Source organism: Ensifer sp. WSM1721, from assembly GCF_000513895.2.
Lineage (GTDB): Bacteria > Pseudomonadota > Alphaproteobacteria > Rhizobiales > Rhizobiaceae > Sinorhizobium.
The window spans coordinates 936,741-949,983 of sequence record NZ_CP165782.1 but is presented as its reverse complement, the minus strand read 5'-3'; the positions used below and the strand labels follow the sequence as shown (position 1 = coordinate 949,983).

Here is a 13,243-nt window from a genome sequence, read left to right as displayed (position 1 = left end):
AGTCGGGCGGAAAAGCGCATGATGCGCCGCTTTTGTCAAGGCCGCGACGTGGTTTGCCGACAAGAGTACCAATCCGGACCGTAGATCACCGGCCTTCGCCGCCAAAGCAACCGGCAGGGCGCAGAAAGACCGAAAAGGGTCACAAATCGCGACTGTCCCCCGCGAACGGCGATCGCTAGACAGGGTATCAGGGCCGCACAGGCCTTGCGAGTCGCGGCCGCAATCGGATGCTTCCTGTCATGTCCCAGATTCGCCCGCTCATCCCGCTCCTCATCACCGCCGGCATTCTCATCGGCGGCAACGGGCTGCAGGGCACCTTCATCTCGCTCAGGGCACTTGAAGAGGGATTTTCGACCTCATTGATCGGTCTCGTCGGCGCGGGCTACAATGTCGGTTTCGCGATCGGCTGCGTCTACGTCACCCGCATTCTGCGGGCGATCGGGCACATCCGCACCTTCTCGGCAATGGCGGCAATCGCGTCGGCGGCCGCGATCGCCATGGTGCTTCTCATCGATCCGTGGTTCTGGTTCCTGATGCGCCTCGTCGCCGGCATCTGCTTCGCGAGCCTCTTCGCGACCGTCGAAAGCTGGCTGAACGCCAGCGTCACCAATGCCAATCGGGCGCGCACTCTATCGGTCTATCGCCTCGTCGATCTCGGCTCAGTGACTGCGGCGCAGTACCTCATCCCCGGAATAGGCATCGGCGGCTTCGAGCTCTTCGCGATCATCGCGATGGCGCTCACCCTTTCGCTCGTGCCGATCTCGTTCGCCGACCGCTCGAGCCCAGTCGCTCCGGAAGCGATCCGCTTCGACATCAAGGCGCTCTGGAACATCTCGCCACTCGCGACAATCGGCTGCATCGTCGTGGGTCTCACCAACGCCGCCTTCCGCTCACTGGGACCGATCTATGCGCAGGGGATCGGCCTTTCGGTGACGGCGATTGCGACCTTCATGAGCGCGGGCATCATCGGCGGGGTCGTACTGCAATATCCGCTCGGCCATTATTCGGACCAGATCGACCGGCGGCTGATAATCCTGATCGCCACTTTCGGCTCCCTCCTCGCGAGCCTCTTTCTCGCCTTCGGCGCCGGCGGTGACGAATGGCTGAACTTCGCCGGAATCTTTGCCTTCGGCGCGTTTGCCATGCCGCTCTATTCGCTCTGTTCGGCGCATGCCAATGATCACGCAGCGGAAGGCCAGCACGCGCTGGTCTCCGCCGGCATGCTTTTCTTCTGGTCGCTTGGGGCGATCATCGGGCCGCTCTTCGCTTCGTTCATGCTCGATATCTTCGGACCGCAGGCGCTGTTCATCTATACCGCGGTGATCCTCGCCCTCTTCATGCTCTACACGCTTCAGCGCATGACGGCCCGCGCATCCGTTCCGGCGCAGGAGCGCTCGATGCCCTTCCGCAACCTGCTGCGCACCTCCTCCTTCTTCAATAAGCTTGCCGGCGGGGGCCAATCAAAGAAGGAACCCTAACCCTCCGCCTGCGGCAAGATGCGCGCTGCGCCGAATTGCTGAAAGCAAAAATCATGTTTAGAAACAGCCAATCGCTTCCCCGGAGAAAGGCCATTAGGGGTCTTTTCGCCGACTCCGCTTCGCCCACTGGAATCGAAACGCCATGACGCCGATGCTCCGCCGCCGAACATTCCTCCAGGGCTCGGTCGCGCTTGGCGGCGCGTTTGCGCTCGGCGTCGGCGTCGCGGCCAGGGCGGGCGCGGCGCCCGATCCGCAGATCCTGACCGCGCAGTTTACCGAGGCGCAGATCGCGGCCGATGGCGTCACCTCCAAGGTGATGACCTACGGTCTCGGTGAAAGGACCCAACCTGGCATGCCGCCGGTCTTGAGGATGCGCAAGGGTGAGGCCTATGCGGCTAGGCTGTTCAATCGTCTCGACGAACCGACGACGGTCCACTGGCACGGCCTCAGAATCCCGAATGCGATGGACGGCGTGCCGGGAATGACCCAGCCCTACGTCTATCCGGGCGATCAATTCGACTATGTCTTCACGCCACCCGATGCGGGGACATTCTGGTACCATCCGCATTGCAACACGCTGACGCAGATGGGAAGCGGGCTCACCGGCGTAATCGTCGTCGAGAATCCCGAAGATCCGGCCTTTGACGCGGAGATCATCCTCAATCTGCGCGATTGGCGGCTCGGCGCCGGCGGTAGGTTCATCGATCCGTTCAAGCCACGCGATGCGGCGCGCGGCGGAACGTACGGGACCGTGAGGACGGCGAACTGGCAGCGGGAGCCCGTCTATGACGTCCCCGCCGGAGGGCTCGTGCGCGTAAGAATCGCCGCAACCGACGTCACGCGCATCTACACGATCGGGCTCGAAGGCGCGCCGGCAACGGTTATCGCGCTCGACGGCAATGCCGTCGACGCCCCCTTCCCGCTCGACCGGCTGGACGTCGGCCCCGGCCAACGCGTGGACCTCGCAATTCGCATGCCGGAAAGCGAGGGCGAGCGCGCCACGCTCGGCAATTTCCGGGGCTCCAGTCCCTGGACCATCGCGGCCTTACGGGCAGTCGGCACTTCGCTGAAGCGGGACCTCAGGGATATGGCCGCCCTCCCGGCGAACCTCGTTGCCGAGGCCGATCTCTCGGCGGCGAAGCGAATTCCGATCGATCTCACGGCAACCGCCGAGCACAAGGCGACGTCCTCCATTTGCGGTTCGCTCGGCTACACGTTCTGGGCGATGAACAAGACCCCCTGGCCGGGTGATACGTCCGACCCCGTCGCGCCGATCGAAGAACTGAAGCTTGGAGGAACCTATGTGCTCGAGATCGCGAATCGCACGCCGCATGCCCATCCGATCCACCTGCACGGCTTAAGCTTCCGCATCCTTGCCTCGAACAAGCGCAGCTTCCTCCCGCCGCCGACGGATACGATCCTGCTCCGGCCGGATGAACAGGCGGAAGTGGCACTGGTCGCCGACAACCCCGGCGACTGGGTGATCCATTGCCACATCATCGAACATCAAAAGACCGGCATGACCGCTTATTTCAGAATTGTCTGACAATTTCGATTGTGACAGATGCTGCGAGACGATACACGGAAAGGCTCAAGCCGCATTTTTGCCACAGTGATTTAAAACCCGATGATTCAAACGACAGCAGATCTGGAGGCCACCTGCGAAAAGCTGGCCCGCTCAAGCTATATTACGATCGACACAGAATTCCTGCGTGAAACCACGTTCTGGCCGGAACTGTGCCTGATCCAGATGGCGAGCCCCGATATGGCCGTCATCGTGGACCCGATGGCGCCGGGGATCGACCTTGCGCCGTTCTTCGCTCTCATGGCCGATCCGAATGTCCTCAAGGTGTTTCATGCCGCCCGCCAGGACATCGAGATCATCCATCATCTCGGCGATCTCATTCCGCATCCCCTCTTCGACACGCAGGTGGCGGCGATGGTCTGCGGCTTCGGCGACAGCGTTTCCTATGACCAGCTCGTCAACCGCATCAAGAACGAGCAGATCGACAAGTCGTCGCGCTTCACCGACTGGAGCCGCAGGCCGCTGACGGACAAGCAGCTCGACTATGCGCTCGCCGACGTGACGCATCTAAGGGACATCTACCAGTACCTGACCAAGGAACTGGAACGCGAGGGGCGCTCCTCCTGGCTTGCCGAGGAAATGGCGATCCTTGAAAGCCGGGAGACCTACGACCTGCATCCCGACAATGCCTGGCAGCGGCTGAAAATGCGCGTGAGAAAGCCTGTCGAGCTTGCGGTGCTGCAGAAGGTGGCTGCCTGGCGCGAGCGGGAGGCGCGCACGCGCAACGTGCCGCGCGGCCGAATTCTCAAGGACGATGCGATCTACGAAATCGCCCAGCAGCAGCCGAAAGACGCCGAAGCCCTCGGGCGCCTCAGAACCATCCCCAAGGGTTGGGAGCGCTCCGGCGCGGGCACCGCGGTGGTCGAGGCCGTCGGCGAGGCTCTGTCGATCCCGAAAACCGAACTGCCGCGTCTGCCGCGCCAGAATCATACTCCGGAGGGTGCTGCGGCGGCGGGGGAATTGCTGAAGGTCCTGTTGAAGCTCATCTCCGAAAAGGAAGGCGTCGCGGCCAAGATCATCGCCAGCAGCGACGATCTCGACCGAATCGCCGCCGAAGGCGAGAAGGCCGATGTCGCCGCCCTCAAGGGCTGGCGCCGTGAACTTTTCGGCGAGCCGGCGCTGAAGCTCATCAACGGAGAGGTGGCGCTGCGCTTCGTCGGCAAGAAGGTCGAGGCGATCGAAATCCCCGGTTGAAGCCGCGCTTCTTTGGACAACTTTCCGCCTGAATCGATCTCTAGCCAGGACGAATCGAAAGGCTGATTCCGGTCGAAGGCCCAGAATCAGCTATCTGAACATATCGCGGACCGCCGTCCGATCCGCGATCGTCCTGCATGCTTTCCGGTTTCGAGGCCTCCCCACATGCGCTGGAGATTTTCCACGCTCGACATCATTCTGTTGCTGCTGGCGGTCGCCGGCAGCGGCGTCGCCTATGCGTGGGTGGTCTACGGCGATGGTGGTCTGATCGGCGCAACCTATGCGCTGTTCATGTGCATGCCGATTCTCGCCTTTGAACGGCACATCATCTTCCGACGTCTCTACCGGAGGATCCACGGCCTGCCGACCCCGGCCTTTCTTCTCGCGTCCCTGGCCGTCTACCTCACGTTCGGCAACATCGGTTACGCGGCCGCCGGGCTCCTGTTGCACCTTACCGGTCTCCTGCGCGAAAGCAGGGCCGATGCGATGCTGCCGTCGCTCAACGTACTTCTGTACGCGCTTGCAACCTCCGGTCCGATCGTCTTCGTCCTCAGGGTGCGCGAACTGCTCGGCCGCGACGTCTTCCTCAGCCTTCTAACCGGACGCTACCGAAAGCCGGTGCAGGAGGAGCGCGTGTTCCTCTTTATCGATCTCGCCGGCTCTACGTCTCTCGCCGAGCGCTTCGGCGACCTCAAGATGCAGGAGTATCTCGGAAGGCTGTTCGCAACGCTCGCCGACCCGGTCCTGCGCTACGGCGGGTCGATCGACGACTATATCGGCGACGCGGCCGTCATCAGTTGGTCTTTCGATCGCGCGGTTGCGGACGCAGCCTGTATTCGCTGCGTCTTCGACATCCTCGACCAGGTCGAAACGGACGCCCACCGCTGGAGCAAGGATTACGGCGAGATCCCGCGCCTGCGCGCCGCACTCCACGGCGGGACGATCGTTGCTGCCGAGATCGGAGTGGACAGGCACAAGATCACCTATTTCGGCGACACGGTGAACACGACGTCGCGCCTCGAAGGGCTCTGCCGAACGCTCGAACGGCAGGTCCTGATTTCGGCCGACCTGGCACGGCGCATGCGCCTGCCCGCTTTCGTGACAAGCGAAGATCTCGGCGAACACGAGCTCAAAGGTCGCGGCCAGAAGCTCGGGGTATTGTCGCTTTGCGCCGGCGGTCTGCTGAAACAAACGCCAAATTCCGCTAGCCGTGTAGCTTCGCTCCCTTCGTGATCTTGTCGACGATCTTCCTTTCCGCATGGATCGCGATGCCGGCAATGGCGGCGTCATCCGGCCCGAATTGCCCGAAGACCTCGCGGTTCGCGTGGTCATGGCCGGTCGAGAACATCTGATCGACGTAAATCGACGTCTGGACGTTTCTTTCGAGGGCGCGCCGCTGGATGTTGCTGAGTGTCGAACCGTCCGTCGAAAGCACGACGATCGGCTGAATGCTGAGCGCGTTGTAGACATTGCCCGCGACGTCGCGGTATGGCTCGCCGATGATCTCCGGTTTCTGTCCGGCAATGCCGGTCGCCAGGAAGGCGGCGACGTTCAGTTTCTGCCACACCGCGAGATCATCGCGCAGGACAATTGCAAATTTCGTGTCGAACATGACGGCAGGCCCGCTTTGGTTTTCCAGAGCCGAGGTTAGCCAAGCCGGCCGCCACAATCTTGAACGTTCGTGCACAAGCCGGACCGAGGCTGGCTCCGCTGTCATCAAAGCTTCACGGGCCTGTAAAACAAGCATCAAGCAACCGTCATCAAAGCCGCCTATCGGGGATCGTCCTTTCCTCCAACTCGGGTGAACTTCATGACGAGATCCCTTTTTGCCACCGTGGCGTTGACGCTCTTGATGTCGAGTGCGGCACTTGCCGAGGAGAGAGCTTTCCCGGCGACGCTGAAGGCGCACGCGGTCCTTCCGGCCAATACCATCATCGCTGCTCCGGCCGATGCCGCGGATTATCTGAAGACCTCGGGCAAGTTCTCCACAGCCGACCGCAAGCGCGCGACCGAGCTCGGTAGCGTGCCGGGCAAGGACGGCGTTCGCCCGACGGGTCTTTCACTCCCCTTCAACGGCCAGCCAATGCAGGGCTTTTCCGGCATCAAGGCGATGGAGGACGGAAGCTTCTGGAGCCTATCGGACAACGGTTTCGGCAACAAGCTCAACTCGACCGACGCGATGCTGATGCTGCACCACATCAAGATCGACTGGGACGCCGGCAAGATCGAAGCGCTTGAGACCGTCTTCCTGTCCGATCCGGACCGCAAGGCGCCCTTCCCGATCGTCATGGAAGGTTCGGCGACACGCTATCTCACCGGCGGCGATTTCGACGTCGAGTCGATCCAGCCCGTCGCCGACGGCTTCTGGGTCGGTGAGGAATTCGGCCCCTACGTCCTGAAGTTCGACACCACCGGCAAGCTCACCGACGTCATTTCGACGACGGTTGACGGCAAGCCGGTACTCTCGCCCGACAATCCGATGTTGACCCTACAGGCAGACCCCTCAAAGAGGATGCCGGTCTTCAATTTGAAACGATCGGGCGGTTACGAAGGGCTGGCGCTGTCCAAGGACGGCACGAAGCTCTACGGCCTGCTCGAGGGGCCGATCTGGACGGACAATGAAACGGTGGAGCAGGCGAATGGCCGCCCTGCGCTCAGGATCGTCGAGCTCGATGCCGCAGCCAAGACCTGGACCGGGCGCAGCTGGCTCTATCCGCTCGCCGAAGGCGGCGAGGCGATCGGCGACTTCAACATGCTCGACGAGAAAACCGCGCTGGTGATCGAGCGCGACAATGGCGCTGGCACCGTCGACAAGGCCTGCGCCGATCCCAAGGATCCGAAGCCGGATTGCTTCGCGATCGGGTCGAAACTGAAGCGCATCTACAAGATCGAGATGGGCGAGGAAAACGTCGGCAAGGCGGTGCGCAAGATCGGCTACATCGATCTCTTGAAGATTGCCGATCCGGACAACCGGAAGCGCCAGGGTGGCGGCGAGGGCTACTATGATATGCCCTTCGTCACAATCGAGAATGTCGACCGCGTGGACGAAACGCACATCGTCGTCGGCAACGACAACAACCTGCCCTTCTCCGCCGGACGCTCCCTCGACAAGGCGGACGACAACGAATTCGTGCTGCTCGAGGTCGGCGAATTCCTGAAGGCCGAATAACAATGGAGGCGGCCGCGCGGAATACCCGCGCGGCCGCTTCCTGCTTGTGAAAAGCGCTCAGCGCTCGAAGCGGAAGGCAAGCCTCTTGCCGGTCAGCTTAGCGAGTTGCTGGAGGCGACCATCCAGGCGCTCGCCCTCGAAATCGGCATAGGCCGCCGGAACCACGAATTCGAGATCGATATCCGGCTGTTGCGATGGCCGCAATGTCAAATGGCGCGCAACGCCCGGCATGGATGCCGAGAAGAGATAGGCGACGCGCAGCAGGCCACCCAGGAGCTTCGCCAGTTCGAGCAGGCGCGGGGTCGTGATACCGGCCAGCGGACTTGTGGCACCATCGTCGTTGAGGCCCTCGAGACGATAGTAATTCGCGAGTGCGATATAGGCGCGACCGGCATGGGTAATGCCGGTGAAGGCCGAGTGGGCGATGATGTTGAGGGCCTGCAGGCCGCGATAGTCCGGATGCGCGCGCCAGCTGATGTCGGCCAAGAGACAGGCAGCCTGACGATAGCGGCTCTCCTCCTCGGTTTCCTCGATGCCAAAGTAAGGCACCATACGGCCGGTCCATTCGGCAAGCTCGCGGGCGTGTTCCGGGGACCGGGCGCGCAGTATGGCGATCTCGTCGGCGGCCGCCAGCAACGGGTCCTGCAGACGCTCCTCATCGGAAAGTAGCGAATACAGGTAGCCTTCGCGAACGCCAAGCGCAGAGAAAGAGATGCGCCCGGGCTTCATGATAGAGATCGCCTCCTGCATCGTCACCGCACCGAAAGGCAAGAGGCTTCGGCGGCTCTTGGAGATCGTCGCGTAGGCGGACGGCTTGAGGTTCTTCGGTTCGATCACTTCGGTCAGGATCGCCATCGCTTCGTCAAAGGAGATCTCGTAGCCCTGCATCATATGCAGCGGATAATTGAGCATCTCCATGTGAAGCTTGGCGATGGATCGCCACGTTCCGCCAACGGCATAGAAGTTGCGTCCGGTTCCCTTCGTCAGGACCTCGGCGCTCCTCATGAACTTCCGTGCCCAGGTTCGTGCCCTGCTCAGGGAGCCGTTGCTGTGTTCGAAGAGGCGGATACCCCCGAGCGGCAGCGTTATACCGTTGCCGATGCGCCTTCCTTCGACCTCTACGAGCTCCAGCGAACCGCCGCCGAGGTCGCCGACGACACCATCCGGATCGTGATAGCCGCTGACAATACCCATCGCGGAGTAATAGGCTTCCTCCTCGCCGCTCAGGATCCGCACCTTTTGTCCGAGGATGGCTTCCGCCTTTTCAATGAAGGCTGCGCCGTTTGTCGCTTCGCGTGCGGCGGCCGTTGCCAGCACATACATCTTTGACGAGCGCGCCTGGTCGGAGAGCGCCCGGAAACGCTGCAGCGCCTTCAGCGCGCGCTGGACACTCTCGTCCTCCATGCGGCCTGTCGCGTCGATGCCCTTGCCGAGACCGCACATCACTTTCTCGTTGAAAAGCATCGCCGGCGAACGGCTCAACCCCTCATAGACAACGAGGCGAATGGAGTTCGACCCGATATCCACAACGGAGACCGGGCGGATGCCGGGCAAACGCCCCTGCGCTTCAGATTCGACCATGCAATTCCAGTTTACTTGCGCCAACCGCTTTTCCAGCCGGCAATCAGCTTCGGTGCGCTGGACTTCAGAGCTTCACCCCGACCCGAAAGGCTCGGGTTGGTCATGAAATAATGCTGCGCGTTGAACGGCTCGGCGTCCTTGCCCACCTCCATCCGACGCGAGGTGCCGTCGGCCAGAATCTCGTAGCTCTGCTGGTTGTCGATGAGATTGCCCAGCATGATCTGCGAAAGAACCTGTTCGTGCACAGTGCGGTTGATGAGCGGCACGAGCGTCTCGACCCGCCTGTCCAGATTGCGCGGCATCATATCCGCCGAGCCGATATAGACAAGAGCATTTTCCGAGGGAAGGCCGTGTCCGTTGCCGAAGCAGAATATGCGCGAATGCTCAAGGAAGCGGCCGACGATGGATTTGACGCGGATATTGTCGGAGAGACCGGGCACCCGCGGACGCAGGCAGCAGATACCGCGCACGACGAGATCGATCTCGACGCCCGCGCGGCTGGCCCTATAGAGCGCATCGATGATGTCCGGATCGACGAGCGAATTCATCTTCATCCAGATCGCCGCCGGCCGGCCCGCCTCCGCATGCGCGATCTCTTCATCGACATGCTTCAGGATGCGCGGGCGCAGCGTGTGGGGCGAGACCGCCAGCTTCATGCCGGCCTCCGGCTCGCCGTAGCCGGTGATGAAGTTGAAGATATTCGCCATGTCGTGGGCCATCACCGGATTGCAGGTGAAGAACGACAGGTCGGTGTAGATCTTCGCCGTGACCGGGTGATAGTTGCCGGTTCCGAGGTGGCAATAGGTCCTGAGCTTGCCCTCCTCGCGGCGCACGACCATCGACATCTTTGCGTGGGTCTTCAATTCGATGAAGCCGAAGACCACTTGAACGCCGGCACGCTCGAGATCGCGCGCCCAACGGATGTTGGCTTCCTCGTCGAAGCGGGCTTTCAGCTCGACGAGCGCCGTCACCGACTTGCCGGCCTCAGCGGCGTCGATCAGCGCGCGCACGATCGGGCTGTCGTTCGAGGTTCGATAGAGCGTCTGTTTGATCGCCAGCACGTCCGGATCACGCGCCGCCTGCAACAGGAACTGCACGACGACATCGAAGGACTCGTAGGGGTGGTGAACCACCATGTCCTTCTCACGGATGGCGGCAAGGCAATCGCCGCCATGCTCGCGTACGCGCTCGGGGAAGCGCGGATTGTAGGGCTCGAAGCGCAGGTCCTCCCGCGGCGCCTTGGTGATTTCCGAGAGCGTGTTGAGCGCGAGCAAGCCGGGCAAAACGGCGACACGATTTTCCGGAACGCCGAGCTCGTGCACCACGAACTGGCGCAGCGAGGCGGGCATCTCGGAATCTGTCTCGATCCGGATCACCGACCCGCGACGGCGGCGCTTCAGCGCCGTCTCGAATAGACGGACAAGGTCTTCCGCCTCTTCCTCGACTTCGATATCGCTGTCGCGAATGATACGGAACGTGCCCGAGCCCTGCACCTCATAGCCTGGAAAGAGGCGGTCTATAAACTGGCCGACAACGTCTTCGAGCGTGATGTAGCGAATGACGTTCTTGACGTCAGGCAGGCGAATGAACCGGTCGAGCGCCACCGGCAGGCGCAGGAGCGCCGTCATCGGCTCGCGGCCAGTCTTGCTGACGAGTTGCAGCCCGATCGAGAAGCCGAGATTGGGGATGAACGGGAACGGGTGCGCCGGGTCGATCGACAGCGGCGTCAGGACCGGAAAGATCGACTGGTCGAATTCGTTGGCGAGCCAGCTCCTGTCCTGCGCCGACAGAGATGCCGGGCGGACGATGAGAATGTCTTCCTTGGCAAGATATTGCTGCAGGACGGCAAGCGACGCCTGCTGCTCCATCTGGAGATTGTCGACCTCCTGCAGGATTTCGTCGAGCGTCTCGGCCGGCGTCTTGCCATCGGGGCTGCGCAGCGAAAGTCCCGAACGCACCTGCCCCTCGAGACCCGCGACGCGAACCATGAAGAATTCATCGAGGTTGGCGGCCGAGATCGAAAGGAAGCGGACGCGCTCAAGGAGCGGATGAGCGGTGTTCAGCGTCTCTTCGAGGACGCGGCGATTGAACTGAAGCCAGGAGAATTCGCGGTTGATGAAACGCTCCGGGGCCGTCAGGAGATCAAACTGCTCCACGGGCGCTTCACGTTTTTGCTCAACAGGCGCCTCGTGTTCGGTGATTGCAGACGTCGCCTTGTCCATGCCCTTCAAAACCCCATTACTCCGAATGAACGCGCTATCCCACTTTGACGACGGAACTGTGACAGTCAATCCGGCCGGCCGGCATTTGCCAGCTCCTCCAAGACTTCTGCGGCGAGCGCGCGCGTCAGCCGCGTGCCGCGGGCGAGCGCCATATGATCCAGCCGCTCGACGACCGTCTGGGCCGCCTCCAAGGAGCGCTCCATGCGCGCGACGATATAGCCGACGAGGCGTTCGTCGACGAGAAGCTGGCGGTCGGCGAAAAGCTTGATCAGCACCTGCGTCAGCAGCTCGTCGTCGGGCTCGCCGATCTCGACGACCGTAGCGGCCTTCAAGCGGGAACGGAGGTCAGGGAGCGTCACCGGCCAGGACATAGGCCACAGCCGCGATGTCATCAGCAATGCCGTGCCGTTCTGGCGCACGCTATTGATGACATGGAAGAGCGCCGTGTCGTCGAAGCCCTCGCGATCTGCATCCTCGAAGAGAACAGGGCTCAATGCGGCGATGTCGGCGGCGTTCGAGCCGGCGACGGGATGGATCGCCTCGGCTCCCGATTTGTCGCGCCAGATGCTGGCGAGATGCGATTTGCCGGAGCCGACCGGTCCGGCGATGATGACGACGGGGGATGGCCAATCCGGCCAGTGATCGACGATGGCGATGGCCGCGCTCAGCCGGTCGGAAACGAGCAAATCCTCCCGACCCGTGGACGGATCATGGCCGAAGACGAGCGGCAGTTGTTCGTGAGGGCGTCTTGTCATGCTTTGCTCTGGACGATGGCACTCAGCGGGGGTCTTTGCCTTCCTGCTGGTTCGCCGCTGTCCTATGCCCGTGATAGAGATCGCTATCAAGGTACCGCTGTATGCCGAAGCGAACAAGAACGCCGATCGCCGCCGCCGCCGGCACCGCGACGAGAAGGCCGACGAAGCCGAAGAGCGCGCCGAAGGCGAGCAGCGCAAACATCAGCCAGACTGGATGAAGGCCGACGCTCTTGCCGACCAGCTTCGGCTGCAGAATGTTGCCCTCGAGAAACTGACCGGTGAAGAAAACGACGAGGACGAGCGCGATCCAGATATAGTCCGGCCAGAACTGAACAAGCGCGACGCCCACGGCAAGGACAAGGCCGACCAGCGAACCGACATAAGGGATGAAGCTGATCATGCCGGCAAAAAAGCCAATCAGCAGCCCGAAATTGAGGCCGACCAGGGACAGGCCGACGGCGTAGTAGACGCCGAGGATAACGCAGAGCGATCCCTGACCGCGAACGAAGCCGGCGATCGTCACGTTCATGTCACGGGCGATCTGGCGCACGACCTCCACATGGTCGCGCGGGATCCAACTATCCACTTTCTCGACCATGTGATCCCAGTCGAGCAACAGATAGAAGGCGACGACCGGCGTAATGATGAAGAGCGACAGAATGTCGAGCAGCGCCATGCCGGAGTTCCAAAGCTGCTGGAACAAGGTGCCGAGGAAGAGTGCGCCCTGCTCTAGAAGCTTGGCCGAATTCTCTTTGATCGCGGCCATCTGACCCTCGAGCCAATCGGGCACGATGGTCGACTGGGTGGTGTCAGTGATAAAGGCTTGGAGCCTAGAGACGTAGCCGGGCATCTTCTGAAGGAAATCGGCGGCCTGCGTGAAGATCAGCGGTATGATGATCATCAGTGACAATGCGAAAACGACGACGAAGGCGACCAGAATGACGATTGTCGCCATCAGGCGGCTGAGGCCCAGCCGTTGCAGCCGGTCGGCCACCGGGTCGAGGAAATAGGCGAGCGCCATGCCGGCGAGAAATGGCAGCAGGATGGAACTGAAGATCGTCAGGAAGATGATGAAGCCGGCGAGCACCAGAAGCCAGAAGAAAAGCTGGCGCTGAAGTCCCAAACCGCTGACCCGATTGCCCATGGCGTTCCCCGTCGCGCGTCCGACACACCGTGCCGCGCGTCCCTTCGTCGGACGAGATAGGGTGCGGCGTGCGCGGAGGTCAAGCCCGACGGTCCTCAATCCGCAGTCTTGGTGC

Annotated in this window: 10 protein-coding genes; 5 read left to right on the top strand and 5 right to left on the bottom strand. The window is 62.1% G+C overall.

The genetic code is table 11. From position 1 onward, the window contains the following. The first annotated feature begins 239 nt into the window (after positions 1–239). The 4 genes from M728_RS04585 to M728_RS04570 all read left to right on the top strand — a co-directional run bounded on the left by M728_RS04585 (position 240) and on the right by M728_RS04570 (position 5,490). On the top strand, positions 240–1,478 hold the full coding sequence (locus tag M728_RS04585) for an MFS transporter (RefSeq protein WP_026619243.1): 1,239 nt from the start codon (positions 240–242) through the stop codon (positions 1,476–1,478). Between the two features lie 142 nt (positions 1,479–1,620). Beyond that, positions 1,621–3,024 carry a multicopper oxidase family protein gene (locus tag M728_RS04580; RefSeq protein WP_034883109.1) on the top strand — a complete coding sequence of 468 codons (1,404 nt, stop codon included), beginning with the start codon at positions 1,621–1,623 and terminating at the stop codon, positions 3,022–3,024. An 81-nt stretch (positions 3,025–3,105) separates the two neighbouring features. After that, entirely contained in the window at positions 3,106–4,257 is a 1,152-nt protein-coding gene (gene rnd, locus M728_RS04575) for a ribonuclease D (protein WP_026619241.1), read from the top strand. 165 nt (positions 4,258–4,422) lie between these two features. Beyond that, positions 4,423–5,490 (top strand): adenylate/guanylate cyclase domain-containing protein, encoded by a 1,068-nt coding sequence (locus M728_RS04570; RefSeq protein ID WP_026619240.1) that lies wholly within the window; start codon positions 4,423–4,425, stop codon positions 5,488–5,490. On the opposite strand, the gene M728_RS04565 is transcribed toward M728_RS04570, so the two are convergent. Then, positions 5,462–5,869 (bottom strand): DUF2000 family protein, encoded by a 408-nt coding sequence (locus M728_RS04565; protein ID WP_026619239.1) that lies wholly within the window; start codon positions 5,867–5,869, stop codon positions 5,462–5,464. The genes M728_RS04570 and M728_RS04565 overlap by 29 nt on opposite strands. 198 nt (positions 5,870–6,067) lie before the next feature. Between M728_RS04565 and M728_RS04560 the strand changes: the two genes are divergently transcribed. Next, positions 6,068–7,426, top strand: coding sequence for an esterase-like activity of phytase family protein (locus M728_RS04560; RefSeq protein WP_026619238.1), 1,359 nt, complete (start codon positions 6,068–6,070; stop codon positions 7,424–7,426). Between the two features lie 57 nt (positions 7,427–7,483). Here the strand turns inward: M728_RS04560 and ppx are convergent, their stop codons facing one another. The 4 genes from ppx to M728_RS04540 all read right to left on the bottom strand — a co-directional run bounded on the left by ppx (position 7,484) and on the right by M728_RS04540 (position 13,128). Further along, entirely contained in the window at positions 7,484–9,007 is a 1,524-nt protein-coding gene (ppx, locus tag M728_RS04555) for an exopolyphosphatase (protein WP_026619237.1), read from the bottom strand. 11 nt (positions 9,008–9,018) lie between these two features. Next, positions 9,019–11,229, bottom strand: a complete 2,211-nt coding sequence (locus M728_RS04550; protein WP_026619236.1) for an RNA degradosome polyphosphate kinase — start codon at positions 11,227–11,229, stop codon at positions 9,019–9,021. Positions 11,230–11,294: 65 nt separating this feature from the next. Then, entirely contained in the window at positions 11,295–11,984 is a 690-nt protein-coding gene (hdaA, locus tag M728_RS04545; protein ID WP_026619235.1) for a DnaA regulatory inactivator HdaA, read from the bottom strand. 22 nt (positions 11,985–12,006) lie between these two features. Then, positions 12,007–13,128, bottom strand: a complete 1,122-nt coding sequence (locus tag M728_RS04540; RefSeq protein WP_026619234.1) for an AI-2E family transporter — start codon at positions 13,126–13,128, stop codon at positions 12,007–12,009. Positions 13,129–13,243 lie beyond the last annotated feature (115 nt).